This window comes from Klebsiella sp. K5-306 (assembly GCF_051835185.1).
In the GTDB taxonomy this organism is placed as follows: Bacteria; Pseudomonadota; Gammaproteobacteria; order Enterobacterales; family Enterobacteriaceae; genus Klebsiella; species Klebsiella oxytoca.
In genome coordinates this window covers 301,040-320,201 of record NZ_JAIFJY010000006.1, presented here as the reverse complement: position 1 = coordinate 320,201, position 19,162 = coordinate 301,040, and the positions used below count along the sequence as shown (strand labels likewise).

14 protein-coding genes are annotated in these 19,162 nt (G+C 54.8%); 6 read left to right on the top strand and 8 right to left on the bottom strand.

Features of this window, described 5'->3' with window-relative positions:
* Positions 1–96 precede the first annotated feature (96 nt).
* From pqiC to rlmKL, 5 genes are read right to left on the bottom strand one after another with little or no spacing between them, the layout of a single operon-like run.
* Positions 97–660 (bottom strand): membrane integrity-associated transporter subunit PqiC, encoded by a 564-nt coding sequence (gene pqiC, locus K2184_RS12430; protein ID WP_004100758.1) that lies wholly within the window; start codon positions 658–660, stop codon positions 97–99.
* Positions 660–2,297, bottom strand: a complete 1,638-nt coding sequence (gene pqiB, locus K2184_RS12425; protein ID WP_004100756.1) for an intermembrane transport protein PqiB — start codon at positions 2,295–2,297, stop codon at positions 660–662. The genes pqiC and pqiB overlap by 1 nt, the downstream gene beginning before the upstream one ends.
* Entirely contained in the window at positions 2,287–3,555 is a 1,269-nt protein-coding gene (gene pqiA / locus K2184_RS12420; RefSeq protein ID WP_032727997.1) for a membrane integrity-associated transporter subunit PqiA, read from the bottom strand. The genes pqiB and pqiA overlap by 11 nt, the downstream gene beginning before the upstream one ends.
* Before the next feature lie 14 nt (positions 3,556–3,569).
* The gene (locus tag K2184_RS12415) at positions 3,570–5,477 is read right to left on the bottom strand and encodes an ABC transporter ATP-binding protein (protein WP_004100750.1); all 1,908 of its coding nucleotides are present in this window, start codon (positions 5,475–5,477) and stop codon (positions 3,570–3,572) included.
* 12 nt (positions 5,478–5,489) lie between these two features.
* Positions 5,490–7,595, bottom strand: coding sequence for a bifunctional 23S rRNA (guanine(2069)-N(7))-methyltransferase RlmK/23S rRNA (guanine(2445)-N(2))-methyltransferase RlmL (gene rlmKL, locus K2184_RS12410; RefSeq protein WP_004100749.1), 2,106 nt, complete (start codon positions 7,593–7,595; stop codon positions 5,490–5,492).
* A 98-nt stretch (positions 7,596–7,693) separates the two neighbouring features.
* On the opposite strand from rlmKL, the gene K2184_RS12405 reads away from it, so the two are divergent.
* Positions 7,694–8,803, top strand: coding sequence for a YcbX family protein (locus K2184_RS12405; protein WP_016808052.1), 1,110 nt, complete (start codon positions 7,694–7,696; stop codon positions 8,801–8,803).
* Here the strand turns inward: K2184_RS12405 and zapC are convergent.
* Entirely contained in the window at positions 8,800–9,342 is a 543-nt protein-coding gene (zapC, locus tag K2184_RS12400; RefSeq protein WP_004100747.1) for a cell division protein ZapC, read from the bottom strand. The genes K2184_RS12405 and zapC overlap by 4 nt on opposite strands.
* A gap of 168 nt (positions 9,343–9,510) precedes the next feature.
* Complete coding sequence (gene pyrD, locus K2184_RS12395) at positions 9,511–10,521, bottom strand: quinone-dependent dihydroorotate dehydrogenase (RefSeq protein WP_004100745.1); 1,011 nt, start codon at positions 10,519–10,521, stop codon at positions 9,511–9,513.
* A gap of 247 nt (positions 10,522–10,768) precedes the next feature.
* On the opposite strand from pyrD, the gene ssuE reads away from it, so the two are divergent.
* Genes ssuE through ssuB form a run of 3 tightly spaced genes read left to right on the top strand, consistent with a single transcriptional unit; the run spans position 10,769 to position 12,960 of the window.
* Positions 10,769–11,344: an NADPH-dependent FMN reductase gene (ssuE, locus tag K2184_RS12390; protein ID WP_004100743.1), complete on the top strand. Its 576-nt coding sequence runs from the start codon at positions 10,769–10,771 to the stop codon at positions 11,342–11,344.
* Between the two features lie 54 nt (positions 11,345–11,398).
* Positions 11,399–12,190: an aliphatic sulfonate ABC transporter permease SsuC gene (gene ssuC / locus K2184_RS12385; RefSeq protein WP_004100742.1), complete on the top strand. Its 792-nt coding sequence runs from the start codon at positions 11,399–11,401 to the stop codon at positions 12,188–12,190.
* The gene (gene ssuB, locus K2184_RS12380; protein WP_004111897.1) at positions 12,187–12,960 is read left to right on the top strand and encodes an aliphatic sulfonates ABC transporter ATP-binding protein; all 774 of its coding nucleotides are present in this window, start codon (positions 12,187–12,189) and stop codon (positions 12,958–12,960) included. Before ssuC ends, ssuB begins: the two co-directional genes overlap by 4 nt.
* A 64-nt stretch (positions 12,961–13,024) precedes the next feature.
* Here ssuB and pepN read toward each other — a convergent pair whose 3' ends face one another.
* Entirely contained in the window at positions 13,025–15,640 is a 2,616-nt protein-coding gene (gene pepN, locus K2184_RS12375; protein WP_004100740.1) for an aminopeptidase N, read from the bottom strand.
* Between the two features lie 327 nt (positions 15,641–15,967).
* Between pepN and pncB the strand changes: the two genes are divergently transcribed.
* Positions 15,968–17,170, top strand: coding sequence for a nicotinate phosphoribosyltransferase (pncB, locus tag K2184_RS12370; RefSeq protein WP_004100738.1), 1,203 nt, complete (start codon positions 15,968–15,970; stop codon positions 17,168–17,170).
* 312 nt (positions 17,171–17,482) lie between these two features.
* On the top strand, positions 17,483–18,883 hold the full coding sequence (asnS, locus tag K2184_RS12365) for an asparagine--tRNA ligase (RefSeq protein ID WP_004100736.1): 1,401 nt from the start codon (positions 17,483–17,485) through the stop codon (positions 18,881–18,883).
* Positions 18,884–19,162 lie beyond the last annotated feature (279 nt).

Here is a 19,162-nt window from a genome sequence, read left to right as displayed (position 1 = left end):
AACTGTGAACCAGCACAAGTAACAATCTGATGAGACAAATAAAAAAGCCGCTGCGATTTTCATTTTCGCTGCGGCTTTTTTTCTTATTAATTTTACTTATGGCAAGCGGTTAATCTCGCTGGCAATCGCCGCCGCTTCCTGAGTCCAGGCCTGAGCGAGCGTTTTCACCATCGCATCGTAGCCATCTTCTTGTTGCTTGAGCTCGATATGGAATGGCCGCTTAATCAGCTGTCCCTGATGCTTCAGTAACCACTCACCGCTAACGATAACCCGACCATCGTAACGACCGTGAAAACCGCTGACGGATACGTTTAGGGTATCCTGCTCGCTACCCAGCGGTTGAGAAGCCACGACCCAGCCGGGAAGCTGATTGCTAAGGTTCGCCACCAGCGTCGTTCTTAGCTGCTGATCGAGCGGACTCGCCCACAGATTGTTATTTGCAATCACATACTGAACATCGGTGGTCTGATAGACCACCCCGTTACCGGCAAGATAATCCGGAATACTGACCTGCTCGACCCAAAGCAAATTTTTGCTCTGGTGTGCGGCGCTTTGCGCGCCGCCCTGAGCCACGGGAAGCTGGTAGTAAGTTTTACTCTCACCGCCGCTGCTGCATGCCGTCAACGCGCATACCGCCGCCGCTATTAGCCATTTCTTCATTATTTCGCTCCCTTCGGCTGCGGATCTTTTTTATCCTTCGCCTCAAATACCAGCGCATTGCTCTTATCATTAAGCGTTTTCAGTACCGGCTGCAGTTCGCGCAGCACCTGGTCAAGACGCTGCATATCCGCAACCATCTTATTGTAAGCCGCGGAGCCAGGCTGGAAGCCCTGCATACTACGATTAAGTTCACGTAGCGTACTCTGCATATCACCCGGCAGCTGCTGCATAGACTGACTTGAGGTGATCTTATTCAGACTGTCGAGCGTCGCCTGTACGTGCTGCATGGTTTTTTCACTTTGCGCCAGCGTACTGGTTGCCTGCTCCAGCAGTGGATTAATTGGCAGATTATTAATCTTATCCAGCGCATCCATCAGGCGCTGCTGGATCTGCGCCAGACCACCGCTTACGGTCGGAATAATCGGATAACCGCCAAATTCCTGCATCTTGCCGCGCGCAGGGGCTTTCGGATAGAAGTCGAGATCGATATACAGCGCGCCGGTCACCAGATTGCCGGTTTTAAGCGAACCGCGCAGCCCGCGATTCATTAGATCATCGATATGCTTACGAATATCAGGATCGGCGCCTAACTGATTGATCAGGCGTTCCGGCTCAATTCGCACTTCTACCGGGATACGGTAATCGTCGTTTATGTTCTGCTTCAGGCCTGGAATAAAGAATGGTACCTTGCCTACGGTCCCAAGACGGATACCGCGGAATTCAACCGGCGCGCCGGGCTGCAGACCGCGAATAGAATCTTTAAAGAACATCACGTAGTCAATGTGTTGAGTGAACACAGAGTCCTGAATGCTGCGTTGATCGTCAAACAGATGATATTCGGTTTTATTCGCCACCGGTTCCCCTAGCGGGAGTCCTTCAGGGATATCAAAGCTGACGCCGCCGCCAAACAGCGTCGACAGCGATCCCATCTCAACGCGCATGCCGGCCGCGGTCAGATCCACCGCAATACCGCTATCCTTCCAGAAACGCACGTTATTAGTGACCAGCCGATCGTTAGGCGCGCTAATAAACAGCTGATAGGTGATATTGCGTTTTTGCGCATCGAAGGTGCTGGTTTCCACCGAACCTACACGATAGCCGCGGAAAAGCACCGGGTCGCCGGGTGACAGCTGACCCGCTTTGCTACTTTCCAATAGAATACGAATGCCTTTCGCATCGGGTGAGGCCAGCGGCGGTGAATCCAGCAGCGGATACTGCGCAGGGACAGAGCCTTTAGTCCCCGGCTGCAGTTCGATATAGGCGCCGGACAATAGAGTGCCGAGGCCGCTGATACCTTCACGACCAACCTGCGGCTTAACCACCCAAAAAACCGAATCCTGATGAAGCAGTTTTTCCATGCCAGAATTCAGTCGGGCTTTAACCTCCACGTGAGTCAGGTCGTCCGTCAGCGTTGCGCTTTCAATCACGCCGACGTCAACGCTGCGGCTTTTAATGCGGGTCTTTCCCCCTTCAATGCCTTCGGCGTTGGTTGTGATCAGGGTCACTTCCGGCCCCTGGTGGCTATAGTGGTAAAAAAGAATCCAGGCGCCAATTAGCGCCGTCACTATCGGGAAGATCCACACCGGTGACCAGTTCTTCACCTTTTGCACCTTCGCTTCTCCGCTCTTATTTTCCATGCTGCAGTCTTTCCTCATGGCTTGAATCTGGCTCACGATCCCACAACAAACGCGGGTCAAAGGTCATGGCCGAAAACATTGTCATCACTACCACCAGCGCAAACATCACCGCCCCTATCGCCGGATAGATATTCATTAACCCACCTATGCGCACCAGAGCGGAGAGGACTGCGATGACAAACACATCAATCATTGACCAACGGCCAACAAACTCGACGACTTCATAAATCAGATGCATGCGCTCTGAGTCGCGATCTCCCCTGCCGCTGGCGTTCCAGCAGAGCCAGCCAATGGCGATCATTTTTAAGGTTGGCACCATAATACTGGCGATGAATATCACCATCGCCACTGGATAGGATCCTTCGCTCCACAGCAGGATCACCCCCGCCATAATGGTGGAAGGCATTTTATCGCCAAGCAGATCGGTAATCATGATCGGCAGAATATTGGCGGGCATATAAAGGATTAGCGAAGTCATTAACAGCGCCAGCGTCCACTGCAGGCTGTTTTTACGCCGGGCAGTCCCCTTTGTATGACAGCGCGGACAGACGGCCTCATCAATCGGCAACACCGCTGTACAGCATGAGCATGAACGCAGCCCCTGACGCAGTCCGGACACACCAACTTTCAGCGGCTGCTTGATAGCCGGCATTGGCGCAATATCATCCCACAGCCAGCGGCGATCCACGCACTGGAACGTCCGCAGCTGTAATATGCAGAACATACACCAGGGGACAAAGCTCAGGCCAACGCCAATATCGCCATAGGCCATCAGCTTAACGAAGCTGACCAGTACCCCGGCGAGAAAGATTTCCGCCATTCCCCAGGTTTTAAGATGAAACAGGATACGCGCCAGAAACGCTTTCAGCCCGGATGGCATGCGCACCCGGTTGACCAGCAGGAGTATAGTGACCAGACAGAAAGCCGGCACCAGCTGGACGAAAAGCAAAAAGAACGTACCGAGGCTGGCATAGTCCTCGGTGAAGAGGACGTTCGGGATTTCCAGCAATTCAATTTCGCTGCTAATCCCCCCGACCTTCATATAGATGAAGGGAAACAAATTGGCCAGCAGCAACATGAACAACGCGACCAGCGCATACGCGGTAGGACGCTGCCGTGGCGCGTCCCATGACGTTGTCAATGTCGTTCCGCAGCGCGGACATGCAGCTTTCTGGCGATGCTCCAGCTGCGGCAAAGCCACCAGCAGATCACATTGTCGGCACAGAATATGCCGCGCAGCATGATGATGATCGCACATGAAAACTCCTCAGCTTATGCGCCGTTTTTTAGCCCTTCAAGATATTCCCAGCGTTCGAAGGCGGCTTCCAGCGCCTGCTCCGCTTCACTCAGCTGCGCCAGTACCTGCTGCGTATGGTCATGCGACTGACCAAAGAAAGAAGGGTCGGCAACCTGCTCTTGCAAATTCTGCAGCTGGGCTTCCAGTTCTTCCAGCTTCTGCGGCAGCTGTTCCAGCTCGCGCTGCAGGTTATAGCTTAGTTTGCTGGCAGCACGTTTGACACTTTCTGCTTTCGGTTGAGCAACTTCAACACTCTTTTTGGAAACCGGCTGCTTACGCGCGAGGTACTGCGCTTGCTGACCGCGGGCGTCATGATAGCCGCCAACGTATTGGCCAATTTGCCCTGCGCCTTCAAAGATCCAACACTCTGTTACCGTATTATCGACAAACTGACGGTCGTGGCTAACCAGCATCACGGTTCCCTGATAGCCGTCGACAAGCTCTTCCAGCAGCTCCAGGGTTTCGACATCCAGATCGTTTGTCGGTTCGTCGAGAATCAACAGGTTACTGGGCTTAAGGAACAGACGCGCCAATAGCAGACGGTTGCGCTCGCCGCCCGATAGCGCACGCACCGGCGTCATCGCGCGTTTCGGATGGAACATAAAATCCTGCAGATAGCCCAGGACGTGGCGCGGCTTGCCGTTCACCATCACTTCCTGTTTACCTTCCGCGAGGTTGTCCATCACCGTTTTATCCGGATCAAGTTCCGCGCGGTGCTGGTCGAAGTAGGCCACTTCCAGCTTGGTGCCTACATGAATACGCCCGCTATCCGCCTGCAGCTGACCGAGCATCAGCTTCAGCAGCGTAGTTTTGCCGCAGCCGTTCGGGCCAATCAGCGCAATTTTGTCGCCGCGCTGGATTTGGGCGGTGAAGTCTTTAACCAGCACCTTGCCATCAACCTGGTAGTTGACGTTCTCCATTTCGAAGACAATCTTGCCCGAACGCGCGGCCTCTTCCACCTGCATCTTCGCGCTGCCCATCACTTCACGACGCTCGCCGCGTTCGCGACGCATGGCCTTTAACGCCCGCACGCGTCCTTCGTTACGGGTGCGGCGCGCTTTGATCCCCTGTCGGATCCACACTTCTTCCTGCGCCAGCTTGCGATCGAACTCCGCGTTCTGTAGCTCTTCTACGCGCAGCGCTTCTTCTTTATCCAGCAGATACTGATCGTAGTTACCCGGATAGGTCACCAGCTTGCCGCGATCGAGATCGACAATACGCGTCGCCATATTGCGAATGAAGGAACGGTCATGCGAAATAAAGATGATGGTGCCTTTAAACATCTTCAGGAAACCTTCCAGCCAGTCGATGGTTTCAATATCGAGGTGGTTGGTCGGTTCATCGAGCAGCAGCACCCGCGGCCCGCTGACCAGCGCGCGACCGAGGGCCGCTTTACGCAGCCAGCCGCCGGAGAGCGATGATAGCTCGGCGTTAGGATCCAGATTCAGCTGTTCCAGCACTTCATTAATACGACTGTCGAGCTGCCACAGCCCTAAATTGTCCAACTGTTCCTGCAGACGCGCCAGCTCATTGAGATTCTTGTCGCTCGGATCGGTCATCACCAGCTGCGAAACATCGTGATAACCCTTGAGGTATGCTGCTTGCTCAGCAATCCCTTCCGCCACAAAGTCATACACGGTTCCGGTGACGTCACGCGGCGGATCTTGCTGCAAACGCGCCACAACCAGATCCAGCTCATAGATAATGCGCCCATCATCAAGACCCTGTTCGCGGTTGAGGATCTTCATCAGGGTCGATTTACCCGCGCCGTTGCGCCCCACCAGGCAGACGCGTTCGTTATCTTCGATATGCAGTTCAGCATTATCCAGCAGCGGCGCATCGCTGAAAGAGAGCCAGGCGCCGTGCATACTAATTAAAGACATTCTTTATTCCTTTCAGGCTGCGGTAATCAGCCAGCAGTTGTGAATCTGACGGTTGCGGGCAAAGTCCTGAGACAGCGTTTTTTGCGTAATCTCCTGCGCCTTCAGGCCCAGCTGCGCCAGCCCGTCATGATCCATACGGAAACCGCGTTTGTTGTTTGAGAACATAATCGTGCCGCCTTTACGCAGCAGACGTTTTAAATCGGTCATCAGACGCAAATGGTCGCGCTGAACGTCAAAGGCGTCATCCATACGCTTCGAGTTGGAGAAGGTGGGCGGATCGATAAAGATCAGGTCGAACTGTTCGGTCGTCTCCCGCAGCCAGCCCAGCACATCGGCCTGCATCAGGCGATGCGCGCGACCGGTTAAACCATTGAGGCGCAGGTTACGCTCAGCCCATTCGAGGTAGGTACGCGACATATCAACCGTGGTCGTGGATCGCGCGCCGCCAAGGCCGGCGTGAACGCTGGCGCTGCCGGTATAGGAGAACAGATTGAGGAAGTCTTTACCTTTACTCATCTGCCCCAGCATGCGGCGAGCGATACGGTGGTCGAGGAACAGCCCGGTATCCAGATAGTCGGTCAGATTAACCCACAGACGCGCGTTATACTCCTGCACCTCAATGAATTCACCTTTTTCGCCCATTTTCTGGTACTGATTTTTACCTTTCTGCCGCTCGCGGGTTTTCAACACCAGCTTATTCGGCGCAATCCCAAGCACGGCAATGGTGGCAGCAATAATATCGAACAGACGCTGACGGGCTTTATGCGCGTCAACGGTTTTCGGCGGCGCATACTCCTGCACCACAACCCAATCGGCGTAACGGTCAATAGCGACGTTGTATTCCGGGAGGTCGGCATCATACAGGCGATAGCATTCAATACCTTCCTGGCGCGCCCACTTCTCATATTTTTTCAGGTTTTTACGCAGGCGGTTGGCGAAATCTTCCGCCAGCATCGCGGTTTTGCCGCCTTCGTTTTCCGCAAGGTGGTAATTCTTCTGTACACAGTCGAGCGGGCCGTTTTTCGCTTTGAACTGCTTATCGGCGCGCAGCTGCAGGCAGCTCAGCAGATCCGGCGAGGCGCTAAACAGCGACAGGTTCCAGCCGCCAAACTGGTTTTTCATAATCCGCCCCAGCAGGCTATGCAGGGCAATCAGCGCCGGCTCGCTCTCCAGACGCTCGCCGTATGGAGGGTTGCTAATCACTGTCCCGTAAGGGCCCTTCGGCAACGGGTTGCTCAGCTGGGCGACATCTTTCACTTCGAAGGTAACCAGCTCGCCAATACCGGCACGGCGGGCGTTACGCTGCGCGCGTTCGATAACCCGGGCGTCAACGTCGGAACCGTAAAAGCGCGACTCATACGCCGCCAGCCCCTGACGGGCGCGGGTTTGCGCTTCGGACTTCACCTCTTTCCAGATAGCATCATCATGCTGCGCCCAGCCGCCGAAACCCCAATGGCCGCGGTGTAAACCCGGCGCCCGATCGGTCGCCAGCATCGCCGCTTCAATCAACAGCGTACCGGAACCGCACATGGGATCGAGCAGCGGCGTACCGGTAGCCCAGCCGGAACGCATCACTATCGCCGCGGCCAGGTTTTCTTTGATTGGCGCCATACCGGTACCGTCGCGGTAGCCGCGCAGGTGCAGGCCCTCGCCGCTGAGATCCAGAGAGATATGCGCGGTCTCTTTATTCAGCCAGACGTTAATGCGCAGATCGGGGTTTTCGCGATCGACGTTGGGACGCGGCAAATTCTTACGCGTAAAGCTGTCGACGATGGCATCTTTAACCTTCAGCGCCCCATACTGGCTGTTGCGGATCTCTTCGTTCAGCCCGCTAAAATGCACGGCAAAAGTGGCATCCTGGCTGAAAATCTCCGTCCATGGAATGGCCTGCACGCCAAGATACAGATCCAGGTCGCTGTATACGCTGCACTGCCCCAGCGGCAGCATAATCCGCGAAGCCAGTCGGCTCCACATCAGGCTTTGATACAGCAGCCGCGTATCTCCCTGAAAATGGACCCCGCCCTGGACCAACTGGCAGTCCACCGCGCCCAGCCCTTCCAGTTCAGTTTTTAACAGCTCTTCCAGCCCACGAGCCGTACTGGCAAACAGAGAATTCATATCGTCACTTTTACTAAAAGAAAATTGGTGCGCATTATAGCCAATATGCGCCCCATGTCATAAAGTTAAAGGCTTATTTTTAAAGCCAGGGGCAGCGTATGGTAACCCTTTCGCGACTTTTTATTCATCCCGTCAAATCGATGCGGGGAATTGGCCTGAGCCACGCTTATGCAGACATCAGCGGGCTGGCCTTCGATCGTATATTTATGGTGACGGAAACCGATGGCACCTTTATCACCGCTCGTCAGTTCCCGCAAATGGTCAAGTTTACTCCCGCGCCGCTCCATGATGGTCTGCATCTGACCGCTCCGGACGGCAGTAGCGCGATCGTGCGCTTCAGCGATTTCTCCGTGCAGCAGGAGCCGACCGAAGTCTGGGGCAACCATTTTACCGCCCTGATTGCCCCGGCCGGGGTGAACCAGTGGCTAAGCGGTTTTTTCAACCGCAGCGTTCAGCTGCGCTGGCTGGGGCCAGAGCTTAGCCGTCGGGTAAAACGTCACGATGCCGTCCCCCTCTCCTTTGCCGACGGCTTTCCCTATCTGCTGGCCAATGAGGCCTCGCTGCGGGACCTGCAAAATCGCTGTCCGGCCAGCGTAAGCATAGAACAATTTCGCCCGAATCTGCTGGTGACCGGCGCGGCCGCCTGGGAGGAAGATACCTGGAAAGTGGTGCGTATTGGCGAGGTCGTTTTTGATGTCGCGAAACCCTGCAGCCGCTGCGTGTTGACAACCGTCAGCGCGGAACGTGGGCAAAAGCACCCTGGCGGTGAGCCATTAACCACCCTACAGGGATTCCGCACGGCGCTGGATAATGGCGATGTCGATTTTGGCCAGAATTTGATCGCGCGAAATAGCGGCACGATCCGCGTCGGCGATGAGTTAGAAGTGCTGGCCCGCGGCCCGGCGAAGGCCTACGGCGCCGGGGAAAGCGACAATTCGCTGGCGCCTGAGACTCAGCAGAACGCAACGGTGGAAATTGAGTGGCAGGGACTGAGCTTTACCGGTAATAATCAGCAGATCTTGCTGGAGCAGCTGGAACAGCAGGGAATTCGCATTCCTTACTCCTGCCGGGCAGGGATTTGCGGCAGCTGTCGCATCCGTCTGGAAGAAGGGGAAGTCAGCGCGCTGAAGAAAAATGCGGTCGCCGCCGATGGCACCATTTTGTGCTGCAGCTGCGTACCGAAAACCGCGGTAAGGCTGGCGCCTTAAACCGCCTGGCCCAGGCTGTAGCTGGCGACGGCGGTCGCTGGCTGCAGTCGGTCGTTCATAATTTTAATCACGTCCCCCAACTGCATCACTCGCCCGGCAAGCGTCAGTCCCGGCTGCGCTAGCAGGCACAGCGCGGCGTTTTCGCCGGGCTCAACCACCAGCAGATTAACCTGCTGACCGGTATCGCTCAGCCATGCGCTAGCGGCATCACCGGTACCGGGCTGCCAGCTCTGTTGATGAGTAGTGAAATGCCAGCTTTTCGGCATCTGCGGCTTAAGGAAACGAATGGCGACCAGCGCATTGAGCACTAATTCAGCGCGCTGTTCTTTGGATAATTCAAGGTCGCGGCATTTTTCTTCAAATGAAAAATAGAGTGCGGCGTCATCAACGCAAAATCCGGAAGGGGCGAAGGCATCTGGCGTCAGCATCCGGCGGGGAAAACGGGATCGGAATAACATACCATTAGCCAGATCGAGCATCATGCGGTCATGCTCTTCATCGTAATACCAGCGCCAGTTATCGTCAGGTTTAATCCGCATTTCTACCCCCGTCCTCTTTCACATCCATCTGCAATAAACAGCAAAACTGCTACAGAATATTTCAAAAATTAAGAAAAGACTAAAATGTCTAAATAAGCAACAATGAAGGAATATAAAACAACCAGGGCTATAAATAAAGCCCTGGTGGAGTATCAGAAGGGGAAAAGATTAGATATGGGTAACAATTTCTTTAATCAGCGGCGGACCTTTAAAAATAAATCCGGAATAAATCTGCACCAGAGTCGCACCGGCGGCTATCTTTTCACGAGCGGCAATCACTGAGTCAATACCGCCGACGCCGATAATTGGCAGACGACCATTTAATTCCTCAGATAGCATACGGATGATTTCGGTACTTTTCAGCTGCAGCGGACGCCCGCTAAGCCCACCGGTTTCATCGCAATGTTTCATTCCCTGCACCAGTGAACGATCCAAAGTGGTATTGGTGGCAATGACCCCATCGATATTATGTCGGACTAAACTGTCCGCAACCTGGATCAATTCCTCGACGGAAAGATCCGGAGCGATCTTTACTGCCAGCGGAACATATTTTTGATGTTTTTCCTGGAGTTCACGCTGCTTATTTTTAATACCAGAGAGCAGATCGTCGAGAGCTTCTCCGTATTGTAACGTACGCAAGCCCGGAGTATTCGGCGAGGAGATATTAATGGCGATATATCCGGCGTAAGCGTAGATTTTTTCCATACAAATCAGGTAATCATCTTTGCCTTGCTCTACCGGGGTATCTTTATTCTTACCGATATTAATCCCCAGAATGCCGTCAAAATGCGCTTTTTTTACGTTCTCTACCAGGTTATCCACGCCATGGTTATTAAAGCCCATGCGGTTGATCAAACCTTCGGCATCAACCAGGCGGAAGATCCTTGGCTTATCGTTGCCCGGCTGCGGACGAGGCGTTACGGTACCAATTTCAATGGAACCAAAGCCCATTGCGCCAAGGGCATCGATGCATTCGCCGTTTTTGTCCAGCCCGGCGGCCAGGCCCAGCGGGTTCTTGAATGTGAGTCCCATGCAGGTCACCGGCTTAGCCGGCACCTTCTGGCGAACCAACATTTCCAGCGGGGTACCCGAAACACGGCGTAATTGTTGAAAAGTGACTTCATGAGCGCGCTCAGGATCGAGCTGAAAAAGGGCTTTACGAACGAAGGGGTAGTACATGAACTCTCCTGGATTCCCGGTGTGCAAACCGGGGGCGTATTATGTGCGATCCACCCCGGAAAGGGAATTGACCTACGACAAAAAATCTTATCTCCGACGCAAACGTTTACTTTTCCCCCTTCGTTATGCGCTTTCTGACAATCCAACGCCGGATAAATCATTTAGGGAAAGATAAGCGCTCTGTCACACTGCGGCTAAATGTTATCAATTATAGATAAATGAAAATATTTGGTTATAAGGAGAGAATATGCGAGTCATAACACTTGCGGGTAGCCCGCGTTACCCTTCCCGCTCCAGCGCACTCCTGGAATACGCCAGAGAGACCCTCTCCGCGGCGGATATCGAGGTTTGCCACTGGCACCTGCAGAATTTTGCCCCGGAAGACCTGCTCTATGCTCGCTTCGATAACCCCGCTCTTCACGCGCTTAATGAACAGCTTGCCGGCGCGGACGGGCTGATTATTGCCACGCCGGTCTATAAGGCTTCTTTTTCAGGCGCACTCAAGACGCTGCTTGATCTGCTGCCGGAACGCGCGCTGGAAGGCAAAATCGTTCTGCCGCTGGCTACCGGCGGGACCATCGCGCATATGCTGGCGGTGGATTACGCCTTAAAACCGGTACTCAATGCGCTGAAAGCTCAGGAGATCCTCCACGGCGTTTTTGCTGACGATAGCCAGGTCACGGATTATCAGCATAAACCGCAGTTTACGCCGAATCTGCAGGGTCGCCTCGACCTGGCGCTGGAAACTTTCTGGCAGGCGCTGCATCGCCCCAGCAGCCGCGCGCCGGCGCTGAAAACCTTACAGCGGGTTGAGCACGTTTAACGACCAGCGTATTACCCTTAACAGGGCAATACGCTAGCGAATAAGGAATACTCCATGGCGACGCTTTCGCAAAAATTTCTCATCCGCATAGCTCCCTGGCTTTTACCGGTGGGCAGCGTGATTATTTGGCAATTCGCCTCCTCCATCGGCTGGCTTTCCACCCGGATTTTACCGTCGCCGGAAGGCGTGCTCAAAGCCTTCTGGACGCTCTCCGCCAGCGGCGAACTATGGCAGCATCTGGCCATTAGCTCGTGGCGGGCACTTATTGGTTTCAGTATCGGTGGCTCCATTGGTCTGGTTCTCGGGCTTATCAGCGGCCTCTCGCGCTGGGGAGAACGCCTGCTGGATACCTCTATTCAGATGCTACGTAACGTGCCGCACCTCGCCCTGATTCCACTGGTCATTTTATGGTTTGGCATTGATGAAAGCGCCAAAATTTTCCTCGTGGCGCTGGGGACGATGTTCCCGATTTATATCAACACCTGGCACGGCATCCGCAACATTGACCGAGGGCTGGTAGAGATGGCTCGCAGCTATGGCTTATCGGGCTTTGCGCTGTTCCGTCACGTGATCCTGCCCGGCGCCCTGCCCTCAATTATGGTCGGTATCCGCTTTGCGCTCGGCCTGATGTGGTTAACGCTGATTGTTGCGGAAACCATTTCTGCTAACGCCGGTATTGGCTATCTGGCAATGAACGCTCGCGAATTTCTGCAGACCGATGTCGTGGTCGTCGCCATTATTCTTTACGCTATTCTCGGCAAACTGGCCGACTTCAGCGCACAGCTCCTTGAACGCGTCTGGCTGCGCTGGAATCCGGCTTATCACCTTCAGGAGGCCAGCGCATGACAACCGCGCGTCTTAATCCCGGAATTCCGCTGCTGTTAAACGGCGTAAGCAAGCGTTACGGCAGCAAGACGATTCTGAATGAACTCGATCTGCATATCCCCACCGGGCAATTCGTCGCAGTGGTCGGTCGCAGCGGCGGCGGTAAAAGTACGCTGCTGCGGCTGCTGGCTGGGCTGGAAAAGCCCAACGGCGGCCAGCTGCTGGCGGGCTCGACGCCGCTGGCACAAATCCAGGACGATACCCGGATGATGTTCCAGGATGCCCGCCTGCTGCCGTGGAAAACGGTGATCGACAACGTCGGACTGGGGCTGAAAGGCCAGTGGCGTGAGGCGGCGCTTAAGGCCCTGGCGAGCGTTGGCCTTGAAGACCGCGCCGGTGAATGGCCTGCAGCGCTTTCCGGCGGGCAAAAGCAGCGCGTAGCGCTGGCGCGTGCGTTAATTCATCGTCCTGGATTATTGCTGCTTGATGAACCGCTCGGCGCACTCGACGCGCTGACTCGTCTTGAAATGCAGGATCTGATCGTTTCTCTGTGGCAGGATCATGGCTTTACCGTCCTGCTGGTCACCCACGACGTCAGCGAGGCGGTGGCGATGGCCGATCGCGTATTGCTGATAGAAGAGGGAAAAATAGGTCTGGATCTGCTGGTGGACATCCCCCGTCCGCGGCGCACCGGCTCGGCGAAGCTGGCCGAACTGGAAGCGGAAGTGCTGCATCGGGTGATGCAGCGCGGCAAGAACGAATCCTCGCCACGCTTAGTGAGTCACGGTTAACGACTGCGACGTTCCCCCGCTCGCGCAGCGCGAGCGGGGCGACAGGTTTGGACTCGTGCTGGCGTTATGCCAGCGCTTTACTGATTTTCTCGAACAGATCCCCGGAAAGATTCTCCAGACCTTTCAGCTGCTCAAGCGCCCCGCGCATCAGCGCCTGACGCTTGTTATCATAGCGTTTCAGACGAATCAGCGGTTCAATCAGACGCGACGCAACCTGTGGATTACGGCTGTTCAGTTCAGTGAGCATTTCCACCAGGAACTGATAGCCGCTGCCGTCTTCGGCATGGAACGCCGCCGGGTTGCTGCCGGCAAAAGCGCCGATTAGAGAACGGACGCGGTTCGGGTTACTCATGCTGAACGAACGATGATTCAGCAGGCCGCGAACCGTCTGCAGGACGTTATCGGCCGGGCTGGTTGACTGCAGGATAAACCATTTATCCATCACCAGGCCGTCCTGATGCCATTTATCATCATACTCCTGCATCAATGCATCACGGCACGGCAGCTGGGCAGCGACTGCCGCCGCCAGCGCCGCCAGCGCGTCGGTCATGTTATCCGCATGGTGATACTGCGCGCTAACCAGTTTATCCGCCAGCTCCGCGTCGCCAAACGCCAGATAGCGCAGGCAGGTGTTACGCAGAGAACGCTTGCCGATATCGGCATGCTCAACGCGGTAGCTGTCAAGCTTGTTAGCGTTGTAAATCACCAGGAACTCGTCTGCCAGCTCTTTCGCCAGCGTACGGGTCAGCGCTTCACGCACCGCGGCGATAGCAAGCGGATCGATAATCGCAAACAGCTCAGCAATTTCATTCGCCGAAGGCAGCGTCAGGATCTCCGCCGCCAGCGCCGGATCGATCTTTTCATCCAGCAGGATGGCGCGGAAAGCATCGGCTACGTGGATCGGCAGCGACAGCGGTTGCCCCTGCTGGTGGCGGTTAACGTTGAGTTTGATATAGGTTGCCAGCAGGCTCTGCGCCGCGTCCCAGCGGGAAAAATCATTACGCGCGTGGCGCATCAGGAAAGTCAGCTGCTGATCGCTCCATTTGTACTCCAGCTTCACCGGGGCAGAGAACTCGCATAGCAGCGCCGGTACCGGCTGGAAGTAGACATTATCGAAAACAAAAGTCTGCTCCGCCTGCGTCACGTTCAGCACATGATGCACCGGGTGACCGCCCTTCTGCAGCGGGATGACTTTGCCTTCGTTGTCGTAGAGTTCGATATCGAACGGAATATGCAGCGGCAGCTTCTCAGCCTGCTCAGCGGTCGGCGGCGTGCGCTGACTGATGGTCAGCGTGTACTGCTCCGTTTCTGGATTGTAGTCATCATGGACGGTAACGATCGGCGTCCCGGACTGACTATACCAGCGGCGGAAGTGGGATAGATCAACGTTCGAAGCGTCTTCCATCGCCTGGACAAAATCATCGCAGGTCGCGGCGCTGCCGTCATGGCGTTCAAAGTACAGCTGCATTCCTTTCTGGAAATTCTCTTCGCCCAGCAGCGTATGCAGCATGCGGATCACCTCAGCGCCCTTCTCATACACCGTCAGGGTGTAGAAGTTGTTCATCTCGATAACCTTATCCGGCCGAATCGGATGCGCCATCGGGCTGGCATCTTCAGCGAACTGCAGACCGCGCATAGTACGCACGTTATTAATGCGGTTGACCGCACGTGAGCCGAGATCGGAACTGAACTCCTGATCGCGGAAAACAGTCAGGCCTTCTTTCAGGCTGAGCTGGAACCAGTCGCGACAGGTTACGCGGTTACCGGTCCAGTTATGGAAATATTCGTGGCCAATGACACGCTCGATATCCAGATAGTCTTTGTCGGTCGCGGTATCGGTGCGCGCCAGCACGTATTTAGAGTTAAAGACGTTAAGCCCTTTGTTCTCCATGGCGCCCATGTTGAAGAAGTCAACGGCGACAATCATATAGATATCAAGATCGTACTCGAGGCCAAAGCGGGTTTCGTCCCACTTCATTGAGTTTTGCAGCGAAGTCATCGCCCATGGAGCGCGATCGAGGTTGCCGCGGTCTACATACAGCTCCAGCGCAACCTCACGTCCCGAACGAGTTTTGAAAGTATCGCGCAGGACGTCGAAATCACCGGCCACCAGCGCAAACAGGTAGCACGGTTTGGGGAACGGATCCTGCCACTGAACCCAGTGGCGGCCATTCTCCAGCTCCCCCTGGGCTACGCGGTTACCGTTGGAAAGCAGGAACGGGTATTTGGCTTTGTCGGCGATAATTTTGGTGGTGAAGCGCGCCAGCACGTCCGGACGGTCAAGGTACCAGGTAATATGGCGAAAACCTTCCGCTTCGCATTGGGTACACAGCGCTTCGCCGGACTGATACAGCCCTTCCAGCGCGGTATTGGCCGCCGGGCTGATTTCGTTGACGATAGTGAGGGTGAAATGTTCCGGCAATCCGCCGATCGCCAGCTGGTTATTTTCTTCCTTATAGTCGCTCCACGGCTGACCATTAACCAGCAGAGAAACCAACGTCAGGTCTTCGCCATCCAGACGCAATGGCACATCAGACGCAGCCGCGTGGCGGGAGACCTTGCTCTCAGCCGTAACAACGGTTTTCGCGGCATCCAGGTCAAAGGTCAAATCGATATCGCTAATCAGATACTCCGGCGCACGATAGTCGTGGCGGTATTTGGCTTGGGGCTGTTGTGTCATAAAAAACCTTTAGCATGTCCTGTAAAGTGTCGACTCAGTCTATTCCTGTTGCACAAATCTCGCTATGCAGAATCTTCATCTTTTCAATGCTAAACATGAAAATTGCTACATTCTGATAACACCAGAGGCACGAAATGCGCTCGACCAGGCGCAAAGCTTGTGGTGTGATGCGTGTTCAATATATTAAACTAGGCCTCGCAAATGACCGTTAGCGTCGCCATCAGCCGTCGCCGCGGGACAGAGTCGGGTATTACAGGTATACTCCGCCTCCTTTTACCGCTTTGGTTTTGATGGAAACGCTCCAGTGAGAGGATGCTACTGCGCACCATGACCCAATTCACTTCTCCTGTACTGCATTCGCTGCTTGATACGGATGCCTACAAGCTGCATATGCAGCAGGCTGTCTTCCACCGCTACAATGATGTACAGGTTGCGGCGGAGTTCCGCTGCCGCGGGGACGATCTGCTCGGCATCTACGCCGATGCGATTCGCGAGCAGGTTGAGACGATGCGCGACCTGAGGCTGCAGGACGATGAATATCACTGGTTGTCGAGCCTGCCCTTCTTTGCGCCAGATTATCTCGACTGGCTACGCGGCTTCCGCTACGATCCGCGCCAGGTTACCGTCACTAATGACAATGGTAAGCTGAATATTCGCCTGTCCGGGCCATGGCTTGAAGTCATCATGTGGGAAGTTCCGCTGCTGGCGGTGATAAGCGAGTTGGTGCACCACTACCGCTCGCCGGAAATCACCGTGACGACAGCGCTGAATACCCTTGAACATAAGCTGTCCGACTTTAACCGCCTCACCGCTGATGTCGATATGTCCGGCTTCCGCCTGATGGATTTCGGTACTCGCCGCCGCTTCTCCCGCGAGGTGCAGCAGGCCATTGTTCAGCGTCTGCAGCAGGAGCCGTGGTTCACCGGCACCAGCAACTACGATCTGGCGCGTCGGCTTAACCTGACGCCAATGGGAACCCAGGCGCACGAATGGTTCCAGGCGCACCAGCAGATCAGCCCGAACCTGGCCAGCAGCCAGCGCGCGGCCCTCGCGGCCTGGCTGGAAGAGTATCCCGATCGGTTAGGTATCGCACTGACTGACTGCATCACGATGGACGCTTTCCTGCGCGATTTCGGGCCGGAATTTGCAACCCGCTATCAGGGGCTGCGCCACGACTCCGGCGACCCGGTAGAATGGGGCGAGAAGGCTATTGCCCATTACAAGAAGCTGGGCATCGATCCGCTGAGCAAAGTGCTGGTATTTTCTGATAATCTCGACCTGGCGAAAGCGGTCGATCTTTATCGCCACTTCTCCTCACGGGTCAATCTGAGCTTCGGTATCGGCACACGTTTAACCTGCGATATTCCCCAGGTTAAGCCACTGAATATTGTTATTAAGCTGGTGGAGTGCAACGGCAAGCCGGTAGCGAAACTTTCCGATAGCCCGGGTAAAACGATTTGCCACGATAAAGCCTTCGTGCGTGCCCTGCGTAAAGCCTTCGATCTGCCGCCGGTCAAAAAAGCCAGCTAACGCTGTGCGAAAAAATGCGTCCGTAAAACCGGACGCATTTTTATTATCGTCCCCTTTCCGCTCAGAAAAGTGTTTCATATTCACCGCCCTGTTTTCATTGCGAAATGCCCTGCGCGGGATAAAGGCAATGCTTAAAACTCTCTTAATATCAGGCTCTCCCGTCGTAAAGGAGACAATCTCCTTATTTATTTCCTAAAACACCCCTTTCTTGCGCGAAATCTACTTGTCTGATGGAAGATGACAGGTAACATAGATATCCCCCTGTCGAAGGGGAATACAGATTTTTCTATTGGACTAACAAGAGAGACTATTATGAGCGTTGTGCCTGTAGCCGACGTACTCCAGGGCCGCGTTGCCGTTGACAGCGAAGTCACCGTGCGCGGATGGGTGCGTACCCGCCGAGATTCTAAAGCTGGCTTTTCTTTCCTCGCCGTCTATGACGGTTCCTGCTTTGATCCTGTACAGGCCGTTATTAGTAATTCTCTTCCCAATTACAATCAGGAAGTGCTGCGCCTGACCACCGGCTGTTCAGTCATCGTGACCGGTAAAGTCGTGGAATCCCAGGGTCAGGGCCAGAGCTTTGAGATTCAGGCCAGTCATGTTGAAGTAAGCGGCTGGGTAGACGATCCGGAAACTTATCCGATGGCGGCTAAACGCCATAGCATTGAATACCTGCGTGAAGTTGCCCACCTGCGCCCGCGCACCAACCTGATTGGCGCCGTGGCGCGCGTTCGCCATACCCTGGCGCAGGCGCTGCACCGCTTCTTTGACGAACAGGGTTTCTTCTGGGTTTCTACCCCGCTGATTACCGCTTCCGATACCGAAGGCGCGGGCGAGATGTTCCGCGTTTCCACGTTGGATCTGGAAAACCTGCCGCGCAACGATCAGGGCAAAGTCGATTTCGATAAGGACTTCTTTGGTAAAGAGTCATTCCTGACCGTTTCTGGCCAGCTGAACGGCGAAACCTACGCCTGCGCGCTATCCAAAATCTACACCTTCGGCCCAACCTTCCGTGCGGAAAACTCCAACACCACCCGCCACCTGGCAGAGTTCTGGATGCTGGAGCCGGAAGTCGCCTTTGCTAATCTGAACGATGTGGCAGGTCTGGCGGAAGCGATGCTGAAGTACGTTTTCAAAGCCGTTCTGGAAGAGCGGGCAGATGACATGCAGTTCTTTGCCGAACGCGTTGATAAAGATGCGATCGATCGTCTGCAACGTTTCGTTTCCGCGGATTTCGCTCAGGTGGATTACACTGACGCGGTCACCATTCTGGAAAATTGCGGTAAGCAGTTCGAAAACCCGGTGTACTGGGGCGTGGATCTCTCCTCCGAGCACGAACGCTATCTGGCGGAAGAGCATTTTAAAGCGCCGGTAGTCGTAAAAAACTACCCGAAAGAGATCAAGGCGTTCTATATGCGCCTTAACGAAGACGGGAAGACCGTCGCCGCAATGGACGTTCTGGCGCCGGGTATCGGTGAAATTATCGGCGGCTCCCAGCGTGAAGAACGCCTGGACGTACTTGACGCGCGCATGGCGGAAATGGGTCTTAATAAAGAAGACTACTGGTGGTACCGCGACCTGCGCCGTTACGGCACCGTGCCGCACTCCGGTTTTGGTCTGGGCTTCGAGCGTCTGATTGCCTACGTGACCGGCGTACAGAACGTTCGTGACGTCATTCCGTTCCCGCGCACTCCACGTAACGCCACATTCTGATTTTTTTGTTATCTCACGCAAAGGTCGGCGCAAGCCGGCCTTTTTTTATGTCAATTTACGTTAACGAATTTCAGGAAATTTAAACATCAACCCGCGAAATTCATAAATATGTTACGCACTATTTCGCTCATACCTGAAGTTACAAATCGCACTTAATGCCCAAAAATCGTCAAACCTGCTGATTATATTGCTCACTATTTAATCAACCACCGCACATCTTGCAACGACAAGATCTGAATAAAAAAAAAGCAAAAAGCAGCTGTAAAATGCGCAACCCCT

Coding starts and splice junctions, on each gene's coding strand:
- pncB (WP_004100738.1), top strand. CDS start 15,968: ATGACCCAATTCACTTCTCCTGTACTGCATTCGCTGCTTGATACGGAT.
- K2184_RS12405 (WP_016808052.1), top strand. CDS start 7,694: ATGGTAACCCTTTCGCGACTTTTTATTCATCCCGTCAAATCGATGCGG.
- ssuC (WP_004100742.1), top strand. CDS start 11,399: ATGGCGACGCTTTCGCAAAAATTTCTCATCCGCATAGCTCCCTGGCTT.
- pyrD (WP_004100745.1), bottom strand. CDS start 10,521: ATGTACTACCCCTTCGTTCGTAAAGCCCTTTTTCAGCTCGATCCTGAG.
- pqiA (WP_032727997.1), bottom strand. CDS start 3,555: ATGTGCGATCATCATCATGCTGCGCGGCATATTCTGTGCCGACAATGT.
- ssuB (WP_004111897.1), top strand. CDS start 12,187: ATGACAACCGCGCGTCTTAATCCCGGAATTCCGCTGCTGTTAAACGGC.
- ssuE (WP_004100743.1), top strand. CDS start 10,769: ATGCGAGTCATAACACTTGCGGGTAGCCCGCGTTACCCTTCCCGCTCC.
- zapC (WP_004100747.1), bottom strand. CDS start 9,342: ATGCGGATTAAACCTGACGATAACTGGCGCTGGTATTACGATGAAGAG.
- K2184_RS12415 (WP_004100750.1), bottom strand. CDS start 5,477: ATGTCTTTAATTAGTATGCACGGCGCCTGGCTCTCTTTCAGCGATGCG.
- pqiC (WP_004100758.1), bottom strand. CDS start 660: ATGAAGAAATGGCTAATAGCGGCGGCGGTATGCGCGTTGACGGCATGC.
- rlmKL (WP_004100749.1), bottom strand. CDS start 7,595: ATGAATTCTCTGTTTGCCAGTACGGCTCGTGGGCTGGAAGAGCTGTTA.
- pqiB (WP_004100756.1), bottom strand. CDS start 2,297: ATGGAAAATAAGAGCGGAGAAGCGAAGGTGCAAAAGGTGAAGAACTGG.
- asnS (WP_004100736.1), top strand. CDS start 17,483: ATGAGCGTTGTGCCTGTAGCCGACGTACTCCAGGGCCGCGTTGCCGTT.
- pepN (WP_004100740.1), bottom strand. CDS start 15,640: ATGACACAACAGCCCCAAGCCAAATACCGCCACGACTATCGTGCGCCG.